At 62.9% G+C, this 15,101-nt stretch carries 13 protein-coding genes; 4 read left to right on the top strand and 9 right to left on the bottom strand.

Features of this window, described 5'->3' with window-relative positions:
* Nucleotides 1-22: 22 nt before the first annotated feature.
* The 6 genes from SM765_RS00440 to SM765_RS00415 all read right to left on the bottom strand — a co-directional run bounded on the left by SM765_RS00440 (nt 23) and on the right by SM765_RS00415 (nt 6,959).
* Complete coding sequence (locus SM765_RS00440; protein ID WP_274833549.1) at nt 23-880, bottom strand: hydroxymethylglutaryl-CoA lyase; 858 nt, start codon at nt 878-880, stop codon at nt 23-25.
* Nucleotides 881-967: 87 nt separating this feature from the next.
* Nucleotides 968-2,908, bottom strand: a complete 1,941-nt coding sequence (locus tag SM765_RS00435) for an acetyl/propionyl/methylcrotonyl-CoA carboxylase subunit alpha (RefSeq protein WP_274836732.1) — start codon at nt 2,906-2,908, stop codon at nt 968-970.
* Nucleotides 2,901-3,329: an ASCH domain-containing protein gene (locus tag SM765_RS00430; protein WP_274831819.1), complete on the bottom strand. Its 429-nt coding sequence runs from the start codon at nt 3,327-3,329 to the stop codon at nt 2,901-2,903. The genes SM765_RS00435 and SM765_RS00430 overlap by 8 nt, the downstream gene beginning before the upstream one ends.
* A gap of 12 nt (nt 3,330-3,341) precedes the next feature.
* On the bottom strand, nt 3,342-4,946 hold the full coding sequence (locus SM765_RS00425) for a carboxyl transferase domain-containing protein (RefSeq protein ID WP_274836731.1): 1,605 nt from the start codon (nt 4,944-4,946) through the stop codon (nt 3,342-3,344).
* A 13-nt stretch (nt 4,947-4,959) separates the two neighbouring features.
* Complete coding sequence (locus SM765_RS00420) at nt 4,960-5,433, bottom strand: hypothetical protein (protein WP_274836730.1); 474 nt, start codon at nt 5,431-5,433, stop codon at nt 4,960-4,962.
* Nucleotides 5,430-6,959 (bottom strand): AMP-binding protein, encoded by a 1,530-nt coding sequence (locus SM765_RS00415; protein WP_274836729.1) that lies wholly within the window; start codon nt 6,957-6,959, stop codon nt 5,430-5,432. The genes SM765_RS00420 and SM765_RS00415 overlap by 4 nt, the downstream gene beginning before the upstream one ends.
* A gap of 149 nt (nt 6,960-7,108) precedes the next feature.
* Between SM765_RS00415 and SM765_RS00410 the strand changes: the two genes are divergently transcribed.
* Nucleotides 7,109-7,714, top strand: a complete 606-nt coding sequence (locus tag SM765_RS00410) for an OmpW/AlkL family protein (RefSeq protein ID WP_274836728.1) — start codon at nt 7,109-7,111, stop codon at nt 7,712-7,714.
* Between the two features lie 93 nt (nt 7,715-7,807).
* Here SM765_RS00410 and SM765_RS00405 read toward each other — a convergent pair whose 3' ends face one another.
* The 3 genes from SM765_RS00405 to SM765_RS00395 form a co-directional block, all read right to left on the bottom strand.
* Nucleotides 7,808-8,968 (bottom strand): isovaleryl-CoA dehydrogenase, encoded by a 1,161-nt coding sequence (locus SM765_RS00405; protein WP_274828819.1) that lies wholly within the window; start codon nt 8,966-8,968, stop codon nt 7,808-7,810.
* Between the two features lie 165 nt (nt 8,969-9,133).
* Complete coding sequence (locus SM765_RS00400) at nt 9,134-10,327, bottom strand: DegT/DnrJ/EryC1/StrS family aminotransferase (RefSeq protein WP_274836727.1); 1,194 nt, start codon at nt 10,325-10,327, stop codon at nt 9,134-9,136.
* A gap of 90 nt (nt 10,328-10,417) precedes the next feature.
* Nucleotides 10,418-11,080, bottom strand: coding sequence for an HAD-IA family hydrolase (locus tag SM765_RS00395; RefSeq protein ID WP_274831815.1), 663 nt, complete (start codon nt 11,078-11,080; stop codon nt 10,418-10,420).
* 130 nt (nt 11,081-11,210) lie between these two features.
* On the opposite strand from SM765_RS00395, the gene glmU reads away from it, so the two are divergent.
* Genes glmU through SM765_RS00380 form a run of 3 tightly spaced genes read left to right on the top strand, consistent with a single transcriptional unit; the run spans nt 11,211 to nt 15,092 of the window.
* Nucleotides 11,211-12,566, top strand: a complete 1,356-nt coding sequence (gene glmU / locus SM765_RS00390) for a bifunctional UDP-N-acetylglucosamine diphosphorylase/glucosamine-1-phosphate N-acetyltransferase GlmU (protein ID WP_274836726.1) — start codon at nt 11,211-11,213, stop codon at nt 12,564-12,566.
* Complete coding sequence (gene glmS / locus SM765_RS00385; protein WP_274836725.1) at nt 12,566-14,389, top strand: glutamine--fructose-6-phosphate transaminase (isomerizing); 1,824 nt, start codon at nt 12,566-12,568, stop codon at nt 14,387-14,389. Before glmU ends, glmS begins: the two co-directional genes overlap by 1 nt.
* Before the next feature lie 4 nt (nt 14,390-14,393).
* The gene (locus SM765_RS00380) at nt 14,394-15,092 is read left to right on the top strand and encodes a DNA alkylation repair protein (protein ID WP_274836724.1); all 699 of its coding nucleotides are present in this window, start codon (nt 14,394-14,396) and stop codon (nt 15,090-15,092) included.
* Nucleotides 15,093-15,101: the final 9 nt, after the last annotated feature.

The following is a 15,101-nucleotide window of genomic DNA, read 5'->3' as shown; positions in this document are numbered from 1 at the left end:
TCTCTTTCCTAAATTCGCCCAATCAGACCGCGCCGCGCATGGCACGGGCCACCTCGGCAGCCTCATCCAGCACCCGGGCATCGAGCCCGGTGTCATATCCCAGTGCCGTCAGATGCGCGTGCACCGTTTCCGTCGCCACGTTGCCCGCAGCGCCCGGCGCATAGGGACAACCGCCCAGCCCGCCGACGGCGGCATCAAACACCCGCACGCCCTGCGCAAGCGAGGCGTCGATATTGGCAATCGCCCGCCCGGCGGTGTCATGATAATGGCCAGCCAGTTTCTCGACAGGCACACGCGATTTCACCGCTTCCAGCATCTTCGTGATCGTCTCCGGCGTGCCCTGCCCGATCGTGTCCCCCAGCGAGACCTCATAACAGCCCAGCGCGAACAGCCGTTCGGCCACCTCAGCCACCTGCTCCGGCGGCGTCGCGCCATCATAGGGGCAATCGGTCACGCAGGAGACATAGCCCCGCACCGGCAGGTCGATCTTCTTCGCCGCCTCAAGGATGGGCACGAAGCGCTCGATGCTCTCGGCAATGCTGGCGTTGATATTGGCCTTGGAAAACCCTTCGGAGGCGGAGGCAAAGACAGCGATCTCATCCGCCTTGGCGGCTACCGCGTCCTCGTATCCCCGCATGTTGGGCGTCAGCGCCGCATAGGACACACCGGGCGCGCGTTTGATGCCCGCCAGAACCTCGCCGCTGCCCGCCATCTGCGGCACCCATTTGGGGGAGACAAAGCTCGCCACCTCGATCCGCCGGAAGCCTGCGCGGGACAGGCAATCCACCAGCGCGATCTTTTCCGCCACGGGAATGGCCCGTTTTTCATTCTGCAGCCCGTCGCGCGGACCCATTTCGAAGATTTCAACGCATTGCGTCATGGCGCGCCCTCCCCGGCAATCCTGCCTTCGATATTCAGTCGCGTTGGCAGCACTCTGCCGCCAACGCAGTTTCTTCACGAGAGCCGATCAGTCGTCGGCATCCTCCAGCCGCACCAGCGCAGCGCCAGCCTCGACCTGATCGCCTGCTGCGGCCAGAGCCTCAGCCACGGTGCCATCGCGCGCCGCCAGCAGCGAATGCTCCATTTTCATGGCTTCGAGAACGGCAAGGCGATCACCTTCCTTCACCTTCTGGCCTGCTTCGGCGAATACCGCCTTGACCAGCCCCGGCATCGGCGCCTCGATCAGGTTCATGTCCCCCCCGGCAGCCGACGCCCGGTCGAGCGGATCGATCACCTCAAACTGGATCCCGTAGCCGTCGAAAACGGTGATCGTGTTCCCAGCCTGCGCCATCGGCGGCAGCCGGTCGCCGCCCAGAACCCATGCACCACCGATGCGGTTTGCCGTGACCTGATCCTCACCTATGGTCCAGATCTGCCGATCCGGCCCGTCCACCTCGACCATGGCCTCGAATTCTTCGCCCTGAAGGCTGAGATGAACCGAGCGGTGCATGTCGGACCACAGGGTAAAGCCGGTGTCCCAATCGGTGTCGGTCAGACCCAGCGCCTGCATCCCGGCGGCAGCCTTGTGTGCGGGCGTCACGGCGGGCGCCTCGACAAGCTGATCCAGATCCCGCGCGATGAGGCCGGTATCGACATCCCCCGCAGAGAAGCCCTCATGCGCGGCCAAGGCCCCAAGGAAGGCAAGGTTGGTCACCGTACCGCCGACCTCAGTTTCCGCCAAAGCCTGCGACAGGCGCGACAGGGCGACAGCGCGGGTGGGACCATGCACGATCACCTTGGAAATCATCGGATCATACCAAGGGCTGATGGTGTCCCCTGCCCGCACGCCACTGTCGGCGCGGCAGCTTTCGGGGAATTGCAGATGCGTCAGCGTGCCGGTTGCCGGCAGGAAGCCCTTTGGCACATCCTCGGCATAAAGCCGCGCTTCAAAGGCGTGACCAGTGATGGTCAGCTCGTCCTGCTGTTGCGGCAGGCTTTCACCCGAAGCCACGCGCAGCTGCCATTCCACCAGATCGACGCCGGTGATCAGTTCGGTGACCGGATGTTCCACCTGCAGGCGGGTGTTCATTTCCATGAACCAGAACCCGTCAGGGCGCAGCCCGTTGGAGCCATCGACGATGAATTCCACCGTACCGGCGCCTTTATAGCCAATCGCCTCGGCCGCGCGCACACCTGCGCGGCCCATGGCCTCGCGCATTTCCTCGGTCATGCCGGGCGCGGGTGCCTCTTCGATGACCTTCTGGTGACGCCGCTGGAGCGAACAGTCCCGTTCAAAGAGATGCACCGCCGTGGTGCCATCGCCAAAGACCTGCACCTCGATATGGCGGGGCTGCTGGATGTATTTCTCGATCAAGACATCCGGGTTGCCAAAGGCCGTGGTGGCTTCGCCCTGCGCGCTTTTCAGCGCCTCATCGAAATCCTTTGGATCCTCGACCAGACGCATACCCTTGCCGCCGCCACCGGCGACCGCCTTGATCAGGACGGGATAGCCGATGGTATCGGCAGCGCCCGACAGGTGCTCTGGGTCCTGGTTCTTGCCGTGATAGCCGGGCACGACGGGCACGCCAGCCTCTTCCATCAGGGCCTTGGCCGCGTCTTTCAGGCCCATCTTGCGGATCGCATCCGCCGAAGGACCGATGAACACAAGGCCAGCCGCCTCTACCGCGTCGACGAACTCGGGGTTTTCCGACAGGAAACCATAGCCCGGATGGATCGCCTGAGCGCCGGCCGCCTTGGCGATGGCGATGATCTCATCCCCCAGAAGGTAGCTGTCGGCGGGCGCAGATCCGGTGCCGATGTGGCAGGCCTCATCCGCCATGGCCACATGTTTCGCGGCCCGGTCGGCATCCGAATAGATGGCAACGGTTTTCACACCCATGGCGCGGGCGGTTTCCATAACGCGGCAGGCAATTTCGCCCCGGTTTGCGATCAGAATTTTGTCAAACATCTTTGTGGTCTCCGAAATCACGGACCAGACGAAAGGTCTCAACCATCATCGGTGCGTTTTGGTGAAAGCGACCCGTACGGGTCAGGTAGCTTTCGTACCCCGCCCGCCAGTGCTCCAAGTCTTTGAATTCTCCCTGAGGCGGAACCATCTCTGCCGTTACGTCGCAAAAGCGGACCTTGTCCACCTTCACGGTTTCGGTGGCGCAGGCGGCCGTTCCGTCCCAGTTCAACACGATATCCACGCGCCCCGCCTCGGGAAAGCTTTCCAGGCCATCGTCGAAGACCGACCAAGCCTCGCAGCTGACGGTCTTTGCGCCCGAGCGGATCAGGCCGATGATTTCGGCATTCAAGGCAGATGAATCGCCGGGGCGATAGCTTTGCGCAACGGGAAATGCTGCGAGGGCCTCTTCGAGGGGGATCATCGTTGCCTTACCTCACATCCGGAACACGCCAAAGCGCGTGTCTTCAATCGGTGCATTCAAAGCGGCGCTCAGCGACAGGGCCAGCACCTCTCGGGATTTGCGCGGGTCGATGATGCCATCGTCCCAAAGCCGCGCCGAGGCATAGAGCGGATGGCTCTGCTCCTCGAACATCTCGATGGTGGGGCGCTTGAACTCGGCCTCTTCCTCGGCCGACCAAGCCCCGCCCTGGCGTTCGATGGCGTCGCGCTTCACGGTGGCAAGAACCCCCGCCGCCTGTTCGCCGCCCATCACGGAAATGCGCGAATTCGGCCATGTCCACAGGAAGCGCGGCTGATACGCGCGCCCCGACATGCCGTAATTGCCGGCCCCGAATGAGCCGCCCACCAGCATCGTCACCTTGGGCACATTTGTCGTCGCCACCGCCGTCACCATCTTGGCGCCATGGCGGGCGATGCCTTCGTTCTCGTACTTGCGGCCCACCATGAAGCCGGTGATGTTCTGCAAAAAGACCAACGGGATCTTGCGCTGGCTGCACAGTTCAACGAAGTGCGCGCCTTTCTGTGCGGCCTCGGAGAAGAGAACCCCGTTGTTGGCGATGATGCCCACCGGGCAGCCCTTCACATGGGCAAAGCCGGTGACCAGCGTCTCACCAAAGCGCGGCTTGAACTCGTCAAAGCGAGACCCATCCACCAGGCGCGCAATCACCTCGCGGATGTCATAAGGCGTGCGCAGATCGCCAGGCACCACGCCGAGGATCTCTTCAGGGTCATAGGCGGGCTCTTCCGGGCTGGCCCAGTTAACGCCCAGCGGTTTGGTGATGTTGAGCGACTGCACCGCGCGACGCGCCAGTGCCAGCGCGTGGGTATCATCCTCGGCCAGATAATCGGCCACACCGGAAAGACGCGTGTGCACATCACCGCCGCCGAGATCCTCGGCGCTGACCACCTCTCCGGTGGCGGCCTTCACCAGCGGCGGGCCAGCAAGGAAGATGGTGCCCTGTTCCTTGACGATGATTGTCACATCCGACATCGCGGGCACATAGGCGCCGCCTGCGGTGCATGATCCCATGACCACGGCGATCTGCGGGATGCCTTTTGCGGACATACGCGCCTGATTGTAGAAGATGCGGCCAAAGTGGTCGCGATCCGGGAAGACCTCGTCCTGGTTGGGCAGGTTGGCCCCGCCGCTGTCCACCAGATAGATGCACGGCAGGCGGTTTTCCTCGGCGATCTCCTGCGCGCGCAGGTGTTTCTTCACCGTCATCGGATAATAGGTGCCGCCCTTCACAGTGGCGTCGTTGCAGACCACCATGACCTCTTGCCCATGCACCCGGCCAATGCCCGCGATGACGCCCGCAGCCGGGGCTGCGCCGTCATACATATTGTGGGCCGCCGTCGCGCCGACCTCAAGGAAGGGAGAGCCCGGATCCAAGAGGTTCGCCACCCTGCGGCGCGGCAGCATCTTGCCCCGGCTTTCGTGACGGGCGCGGGATTTCTCCCCGCCGCCCAGACGTGCGGCCTCCGCCGCCTCGTTGATCTGTGCCAGCGCCTCAAGATGCGCCTCGCGGTTCTGTTTGAAGCCTTCGGAGGAAGGCATTGCCTTGGATTGAAGTTTCATACCTACATCCTTTTCAATCTTCGCGGGGTTGGCTGCTCAGCTCAACCACCCTGAATTTCAACCATCGAGACACCGCTTCCTGATAGGAACAGCCCCCCTCAGAAGACACATTCGGCACTTTGAGCTGAGAACAATCTATGGCCTGCGCGGCCCCCATGGGCAAAGGAGACATGCCGCTAGGCTTCTCCACCATTTCTGCCGCGTCAGGAAAACTCGATCGAATACGTGTGATGTCCGTTTCCAACCATTCTGTCACCGTAGACAGACACTGGCTTGCGCCCTGCCCGCCGGTGCTGAGATCGCAGAGTTGCCTGGCAGCGGAGACACAGAGCTGGTTCATGGGGATCTGCATTGCCACATTGGGAATGCGGTTCGTGCATTCTGCCAGGAAACCCGGAGTGTCGAACGGAGGCGTTTTATCAGCCTCCGCCTGCGCCTGGCGCGGCATTACGGCAAGTGCCGCACAAACTGCAAATAACAGCTTCATGCTTTCCCCTCCGCCGCTGCCCGCGCCTTCAGTTCCTTGCGGATCACCTTGCCGGTCACGGTCATCGGCAAGGCGTCCAGAAATGCGATTTCACGGGGGTAGGAATAATGGGCCAGACGGTCCTTGACGTAGTCCTGCAACTCTTTCTCGGTGGCCGCAGCGCCCTCCTTCAGCACCACATAGGCCTTGACGATCTCGGTGCGCATCGGGTCGGGCTTGCCGACGACGCCGACGGTGGCGACGCTGGGATGGGTCAGCAGGCAGTCCTCTATCTCGGCCGGGCCGATCCGATAGCCGGAGGAGGTGATCACATCATCCTCGCGGCCCACGAACCGCAGGTAATCGCCCTCCCAGATGCCGCGATCACCTGTGATCAGCCATTCACCGTGGAATTTCTCGGCCGTCTCCTTGGGTCGGTTCCAGTATTCCAGCATCATCGAGGCAGAGCCACGCCGCACTGCAACATCGCCCTCCTGATCGGTGGGATTGCCATCGGCGTCGATCACGGCGACCTCATGCCCCGGCACCGCCTTCCCGATGCAGCCCGGACGGGGCGGGTAATCCACGCCGCAAGAGGAGGCGACCATGTTGCATTCGGTCTGCCCGTAGAATTCGTTGATCGTAAGACCAAAAGCCTCCTGCCCCCAGGCCAGCATCTCGGCCCCCAAGGGCTCACCACCCGAAGCGACCGAGCGCAGACCGGGCACAGCCTTGCCGGCGGCCTTCAGCATCCTGAGCGCGGTGGGCGGGAAGAAGATATTGCGCACGCCGCCCCGCGTGATCAGATCTACACAGGCCTCGGGTGTAAATTTATCCAGCCGCGCGGCGACAACCGGTACGCCCAGCGCCAGACCGGGCATCAGCACATCGAACAGCCCGCCGATCCAGGCCCAATCGGCAGGGGTCCAGATACAGTCGCTCGGCTGGCCCAGGTGATCATGGCTGATGGCGACGCCCGGCAGATGGCCGGTCAACACCCGGTGGGCGTGCAGCGCGCCCTTGGGGCTGCCGGTGGTGCCGGAGGTATATATAAGGACAGCCGGGGTTTCCGGGCCGGTCGCGGCAAAGGGCACCGGGGCCCCGTCAATGCCTGCGTCCCGCACCATCACCGCCTCGGCCAGATCACCCAGCAGCAGCGCACCCTCGGGATCGGTCAGCACGAAACGCACCCCCGCATCCCCGGCGCGCGAGGCCAGTGCATCGTGCTGGAACAGCTTGAACAAGGGCACCGAAATGGCGCCGACCTTCCAGATCGCCAGATGCGCCGCAGCGCACCAGGGCGACTGGCTGAGCAGCACACCCACCCGGTCGCCCGGCTGGATCCGCGACAGAAGATAGCGCGCCAGACCATCGACCATCGCCGCCAGTTCCCCATGGGAAATGTCGCGCCGCGCGGCGCCGGTCAGATCGATCAGCGCCAGCGCCTCTGCCGGGTGATCCATGGCCTGTGCCGCCATATTGAGCCGCTCTGGCAGATCCCAGCGACCATCGGGCGTCAGCCCCGGTATGCTACTGTAGTCCTGCATAGTCAGATCTTCCTAAAATGCATGGCAGGCATGCGCGTTTTGTGGTGCATTTCAAAGGCTCGGCACAAACCTGCTTGATCCAGATCAGAGACGTTTTCGCCTCCATGGCGCATGATCCCGGCGTACTCGAAAGAAAAGGGATCTTCCCCATGAAACGCATCGTTTCCGCCCTCGCCCTCTCTGCTGCATGCGCCGCCTTTGCGGCCCCGGCCCTTGCCCAGTCGCAAGGCGACTGGACCTTCGGTGCAGGGATCGCCAACGTGAACCCCAAATCGAACAACGGCACGTTGGCCGGGGGTGCCGCAACGGTCAGCGATGAAACGCAACTGTCGCTGACAGTTGAATATTTCATCCGCGACAACCTTGGCATCGAACTCCTGGTCGCGACCCCGTTCGAGCATGACGTCACCATCGCCGGTGTCGGCTATGCCGGTTCGACCAAGCAGTTGCCGCCGACCCTGTCGCTGAACTACCACTTCCCGACCAACAGCAAGATCACGCCCTTCGTCGGCATTGGTGTGAACTACACCACCTTCTTTGAAGAAAGCTCGCCGCTTGGCGTGCTGAACCTTGATGACAGCTGGGGCCTTGCGCTCAACGCTGGTGCGGACTGGCAAGTGTCGGACAACGGTGCGCTGCGCCTGAACGTGCGCTACATGGATATCGAGACCGACGCCTTCCTGAACGGTGCCGCGATCGGTACCGCCGAGATTGATCCGGTTGTTGTGGGTGTTGCCTACGTCCACCGCTTCTGACCCTCTGATCCGGTTTCCCGGGCGGGCGCTGCCGCCTGCCCGGACCACAGACAAGCCCGCGTGCCTTCCCTCGGTCACGCGGGCTTACTGCTTTTACATGGTTGCCATCAGCTCGCGGCCGATCAGCATGCGGCGGATTTCCGAAGTGCCCGCGCCGATTTCCATCAGCTTGGCATCGCGGAAGATCCGGCCCACCGGATTGTCAGACAGATAACCGGCACCGCCAAAGGCCTGCACCGCCTGGTGCGCCTGCACCATTGCCTGCTCAGAGGCATAAAGGCAGCAAGCCGCCGCGTCCTGGCGCGTCACCGTGCCATTGTCGCAGGCCTTGGCCACTTCGTAGATGTAGGCGCGCGAGGAATTCATCGCCGTGTACATATCGGCGATCTTGCCCTGCATCAGCTGGAAGCTTCCGATCGGCTTGCCGAACTGTTTGCGTTCTTTCATGTAGGGCATCATCTCGTCCATGCAGGCGGCGATGATACCGCTGCCGATGCCCGCCAGAACCACGCGTTCGTAATCAAGGCCGGACATCAGAACCTGAACGCCCTTCCCCTCTTCCCCCAGCACGTTCTCAAACGGCACTTCGCAGTCCTCAAAGATCAGCTCGCCGGTGTTGGAGCCGCGCATGCCCAGCTTGTCGAAATGCACCGAGGTCGAGAAACCTTTGAACTCTTTCTCGATCAGGAAGGCGGTGATGCCCTTGGAGCCTGCTTCGGGATCGGTCTTGGCGTAGACCACCAGCGTGTCGGCATCGGGGCCGTTGGTGATCCAGTATTTGTTACCGTTGAGGCGATAGTGATCGTTGCGTTTTTCGGCCCGCAGGGACATCGATACAACGTCAGAGCCAGCGCCCGCTTCGGACATGGCCAGCGCGCCGACGTGTTCACCCGAAATCAGCCGGGGCAGGTATTTCTTCTTCTGCTCGGCATTGCCGTTCAGCTTGATCTGGTTGACGCAGAGGTTGGAATGCGCGCCATAGGACAAGGACACCGAGGCGCTGGCGCGGGCAATTTCCTCGACCGCGATGGTATGGGCCAGATAGGACATCCCGGCTCCGCCGAATTCCTCGGGGACGGTGATACCCAGAAGACCGAGCTCACCCATCTCCTGCCACAGCTCGGCGGGGAATTCGTTCTTCTGATCGATCTCCTGCGCCATCGGCTTGACGCGCTCTTGCGCCCAGCGGTGCACCATGTCGCGCAGGGCGTTTACATCTTCGCCCAGATCAAAAGTCATGCTTGCGTTGAACATCTCGCGTCTCCTCCCGAGTCATCGCGAATTATTTGAACATGTGTTCATTTATTGCCGGCAAGCCACCACAGGTCAAGAGGTCACGTTGGGACACGAAAAGGCCGGACCCTGTCGGGGCCCGGCCAGTCGGAGTTGATTGCTGCAGGAAACAGCCTCAGCTGTGGATCAGGCGCCCTGAAACACTGCGCCAACCTCGGCGCGGATGATGCGAGCGATCTGGGCGCAGTCCTCAAGGCTGAAAGTCAGCGGAACCCGCATATCGACGATCCCCGCCAGAATGCGATCACTTTTGGGCAGCGACGGCGTCTCGGCGTAGCGCCAGCTGTCATAGCGGGAGGTAAAGGCCACGGGTTGCGGTTCACCAAACCACTTCAGCTCAACCCCTCGGGCGGCGCAGCGGCGCAGGACTTCCTGCACCCGGTCCGCAGCCCAATCCAGCAACAGAAACTGGATAGAGGAGCCGACATAGGTTTCCGCAGCCGGGCGCTCCACCACGGTCAGACCCGGCGTGCCGCGCACCCCGGCTTCGACCTCCCTATAGCGTTCATTCCAGCGGGCGACCTGCACCTCCAGATCGCGCAGCTGGGGCCGCAGGATCGCGGCCCTCAGATTATCCATCCGTCCGGAAATATTCGGGGTTTCATATTTCACCCGTTCGAACACCTCGGGCTCCGGCGCAGCCAGATGACGGCCATAAAGCATGTAGGAACCAGACAGGATGATAGCCCGCGCGGCGATCTCCTCATCATCGGTGATCAGCAGCCCGCCCTCGCCCGAGTTCACGTGCTTGTAGGTCTGGCAGGAATAGCAGCCCACCGCGCCATGCCGACCCGAAAGCGTGCCATTCCAGGCCGCCCCCATGGTGTGGGCGCAATCCTCGATCACGGTGATCCCGGCGTCGTTGCAGATCTCCATCAGCCGGTCCATGTCACACAGATGCCCGCGCATATGGCTCAGCATCAGCACATCCGCCTGATCCGCCTTGGCGGCCAGATCCTCCAGATCGATGGTCAGATCCTCGGTCACATCCACATAGACCGGCGTGGCGCCGACAGCTGCGATGGAGCCCGGCACCGGCGCGAGGGTAAAGGCATTGGTCAGCACCCGGTCGCCATGTTTCACGCCAACCGCTCTTAGCGCGGTGGCCAGTGCGTAGCCGCCCGAAGCAACCGCCAGACAGTATTTCGCCCCCATCTGATCGGCGAATTCGCGCTCCAGCAGCGCGGTCTCTCCGGCCTCGTCGCCCGCAACATTGTAGCGGTGCAGACGGCCATGGCGCAGTACCTCCATCGCGGCGGAAATCGCCTCTTCTGGGATGGGTTCCTGCTGGGTGAAACTGCCAGTGAAAATCTCGCTCATGGCCTGTTTGTGAGCGCGGCCAGCTGCGGGGTCAAGGGGGAAGCCGCTGTCGCGCCCGGTTTCAGACGCGCGCGGAAGGCCATCAGATCATCAGGGCAGCAATTCCGCCACCACCCCGGGCAGATCTTCATACCGGTGCAGCAGCGCCTCGGGTTTCAGCGCCGCCATGTCATCGCCTGCAGGACCGAAGGTGACGAGAACCGAGGGCACGCCCGCAGCGGCGGATGTATTGCGGTCGGTATCACTGTCGCCAATCAGAACGGTGCGCGCGGGGTCACCGCCCGCGCGGCGGGCCGCTTCGAACAACGGCGCGGGATCGGGTTTGCGCACCGGCAGCGTATCGGCACCGACAAGCGAGGCAAAGGCACCGCGCACGCCAAGGGATTGCATCAGTTGCTCGGCCAGCGCCTCGGGCTTGTTGGTGCAGATGCCCACACCATATCCCGCCAGTTTCAACGCCTCGACGGCATCCATCGCGCCGGGATACAGAACGGTGTGGTGATCGATTGCGCCTTTGTACGCCTCCAGCAGCACGGGATAAAAGGCTTCGACGGTAGCGTCGTCGTATTCATTGACCCGCTTCAGCCCCTCGGTCAGCATCCGCTTGCCGCCGCGCAGGGCAATCGCCGCGTCGCCCGGACGGGTCAGCAGATCACCATGGCCCATCTGGCGGAAACAGGCATTGGCCGCTGCCAGCAAATCCCCCGACGTGTCCGCCAGAGTACCATCCAGATCAAAGATCACTGTCCGCATATCGTCCCCTTTCGGCGCATTTCCGCCGCATGATGTTGCAAGCCGCAACCTAGTTTGATGGCGCAATGGCTTGCGCACCCACTGTTAGCGGATAAAACGGGGGCGCTGAAAAGACAAAGAGAAACATAACATGAGCACAGCCCTCGTCATCCTGGCCGCAGGCAAAGGCACGCGGATGAATTCGGATCTGCCTAAGGTCCTGCATCCCATCGCCCAGGCCCCTATGCTGGAACACGCCATGTCCGCCGGGCGCGCTTTGGAGCCGGAGCGGATCGTCGTGGTTGCCGGTCATGGCGCCGAAGCCGTGCGCGCCGCCGTGGCCGACATCGACGAGAGCGCCGAGGTTGTGCTGCAAGAGGAACAGCTGGGCACGGGTCACGCAGTGGATCAGGCAAGGGAGGCGCTGGCCGGGTTTGATGGCGATGCGGTGGTTCTTTATGGCGACACGCCTTTTGTCAGCGCCGAGACCATCACCCGCATGATCGAAGCGCGCGCACAGGCCGATCTGGTGGTTCTGGGTTTCGAGGCTGCTGACCCTGGCCGCTATGGGCGGCTTGTGATGGACGGCGACAGCCTGGAGCGGATCGTCGAGTTCAAGGACGCGAGCGAGACCGAACGCGCAATCACCTTCTGCAATTCCGGCCTGATGGCCTGCGCATCGCAGCTGATGTTCGACCTGATCGCCGAGATCGGCAACGACAACGCGGCGGGCGAATACTACCTCACCGATTTGGTGGAACTGGCCCGCGCCAAGGGCCTGCGCGTCACCGCCGTAGCCTGCGACGAGGCTGAAACGCTGGGTATCAACAGCCGCGCGGAACTGGCCCAGGCCGATGCGCTGTTCCAGAGCCGCGCCCGCGCCGAGGCGCTGGAAAATGGCGTCACCCTGATGGCGCCGGAAACCGTCTATTTCGCCTTTGACACCGTGGTCGGCCGCGATGCGGTCATCGAACCCAACGTGGTGTTCGGCCCTGGCGTCACGGTGGAAAGCGGCGCGTTGATCCGCGCCTTTTCGCATCTCGAAGGCTGCCACGTCAGCCGCGGCGCCAAGGTCGGCCCCTATGCCCGCCTGCGCCCCGGCGCCGAACTGGCAGAAGACACCCATATCGGCAACTTCGTCGAGATCAAGAACGCCGAAATCGCTGCTGGTGCCAAGGTCAATCATCTCTCTTACGTGGGCGATGCCTCGGTCGGCGAAGCCACCAATATCGGGGCCGGCACCATCACCTGCAACTATGATGGCGTAATGAAGCACCGGACCGAAATCGGCGCCCGCAGCTTCATCGGCTCCAACACCCTTCTGGTGGCGCCGGTGCGCATCGGCGATGAGGCAATGACCGCCAGCGGCACCGTGGTGACAAAGAACGTTGACGATGGTGATCTGGCAATCTCGCGCAGCGCCCAGGAAAACAAACCCGGCCGCGCGCGAAAACTGATGGACATGCTGCGCGCCAAGAAGGCCCGCAAGGCAAAAGGAGGCGCGTAATGTGCGGAATCGTCGGAGTTCTTGGCAATCATGAAGCCGCGCCCCTGCTGGTGGAGGCGCTGAAGCGGCTGGAATACCGCGGCTATGACAGTGCGGGTATTGCCACCGTCAACGACGGCAAGCTGGAACGCCGCCGCGCTGTCGGCAAGCTGGTCAACCTCAGCGACCTGCTGGTGCATGAGCCGCTGGCGGGAAAATCCGGCATCGGCCACACCCGCTGGGCCACCCACGGCGAACCTTCGGTCAACAACGCGCACCCGCATCGTGCCGGCGCAGTGTCGGTCGTGCACAATGGCATCATCGAAAACTACCGCGACCTGCGCGCGGAACTGGCCAAGGAAGGGATCGAGTTTCAGACCGAAACCGATACCGAAACCGTCGCGCTGATGACAGAGCGCTACATGCGCGGTGGGCTGTCCGCCGCCGAGGCCGCACAGAAAACCCTGTCACGGCTGGAGGGCGCCTTCGCCCTCGCCTTCCTGTTCGACGGCGAAGAGGATCTGATGGTGGCCGCCCGCAAGGGCTCGCCCTTGGCTATCGGACATGGCACCCGCGAAATGTTCGTCGGCAGCGATGCCATCGCCCTGGCGCCGCTTACGGACAAGATCACCTATCTTGAGGAAGGCGACTGCGCCGTCCTGACCCGCAGCAGCCTGGAGATCCGCGACGCAAACGGGGATCTGGCGAACCGCGAAATGCGCACCATTCAGATAGACGCAGCACAGGTCGACAAGGCCGGGCATAAGCATTTCATGGCCAAGGAAATCGCCGAACAGCCCACGGTCATTGCCGAAGCCATCCGCCACTACCTGCCAGTCGGCGAAGACGCGGTGCACCTGCCAGGCGACGGGATCGATTTCACAAAAATCGACCGGCTGACACTGGTCGCCTGTGGCACCGCCTTTTATGCCTGCCTCACTGCGAAATACTGGTTCGAAAAACTGGCCCGCATTCCGGTCGAGGTCGATATCGCCTCCGAGTTCCGCTATCGCGAACCACCGATCCCCGGTCGCACTGCCGCACTGTTTGTTTCCCAATCGGGCGAGACCGCAGATACCCTCGCCGCCCTGCGTTATTGCAAGGACAAGGCAGATCAGATCCTGTCGGTGGTCAATGTCCCCGAAAGCTCCATCGCCCGCGAGAGCGATCTGGCCCTGCCGATCCATGCTGGCGTCGAAATCGGGGTCGCCTCGACCAAGGCCTTTACCTGCCAGCTGAGCGTGCTGTTGATGCTGGCCCTCAAGGCCGCAACCGACCGGGGCGAAATCGGCGAAGAGGAGCTGCAGGCGCATGTCTCCGCTCTGCGCGGGCTTCCGAACGTCATGTCTGCTGCACTGGAGCAGAACGAGGCGATCCGTCAGGCCTCCCTGAAGCTCAGCGAAGCGCGGGATGTGCTGTTCCTGGGCCGGGGGCTGATGTTCCCGCTGGCGCTCGAAGGCGCGCTGAAACTGAAGGAAATCAGCTACATCCACGCCGAAGCCTATGCCTCGGGGGAATTGAAACACGGCCCCATCGCGCTCATCGACAACAACATGCCGGTCGTGGTTCTCGCCCCGCGGGACGATCTTTTCGACAAATCGGTCTCCAACATGCAGGAAGTCATGGCGCGCAAGGGCAAGGTGATGCTGGTCTCGGATGCCGAAGGTCTGGCCGAGGCGGGTGACGAGGTCTGGCAGGCAATCCGCATGCCGCAGGTCCACGACAGCCTGTCGCCGATCCTTTACGCCCTGCCCGCGCAGATGCTGGCCTATCACACCGCCGTGGCCAAGGGCACCGATGTGGACCAGCCGCGCAACCTCGCCAAATCCGTGACAGTGGAATGATCCGATGACGCTGGACGAGGCGCTGGCGCAGCTGCGCGCCCTGATCGAACCGGGCCGCGCCGAGCAGATGGCGGCCTATCACAAGCAGAACCGGGAGGTTCTGGGTATCCCGAACCCGGCGCTCAACGAACTGACCAAGGGTTGGCGGCAGAGCCTCACGGTGGAAGAGCGCGTCGCCCTTGCCGATGCCCTGTGGAATACGGACATCTTCGAGGGGCGCCTCGCTGCCGCCAAACTGCTAACCCAGGCCCGGATCAAGGGCGACGACGCCGCCTGGGCGTTGATCTGTTCCTGGGTGCCACAGTTCGATAGCTGGGCCATCGCCGACCATGCCTGCATGGCGGCGCAGAAACGGCTGGTGGCGCATCCCGCCCGGCTGGACGATGTTGAGACCTGGACGCAGTCCGAACATATGTGGACCCGCCGGGCCGCATTGGTCGCCACCCTGCCCTGGGCCAAGATGAACAATCTCAAACCCGCCGATCAGGCCCGGCGGGCGCGGATCATCACATGGGCGGCAGGCTATGTGCCAGACCGCGACTGGTTCATTCAGAAAGCCATCGCTTGGTGGCTGCGCGATCTTAGCAAACACGATGCAGAGGCCACCCGTATCTTTCTGGCGACCCATGGCGATGCGATGAAACCCTTTGCCCGCAAGGAAGCCGGGAAATACCTTCGCAACGAGGCGCCAAAGGCAGGCTAATCCACGGGT

The organism is Pseudophaeobacter sp. 1A09344, assembly GCF_041008745.1.
GTDB classification, from domain to species: domain Bacteria; phylum Pseudomonadota; class Alphaproteobacteria; order Rhodobacterales; family Rhodobacteraceae; genus Phycobacter; species Phycobacter gallaeciensis_A.
The sequence above is the reverse complement of the archived record's forward strand: the minus strand, read 5'-3'. Positions and strand labels throughout refer to the sequence as shown.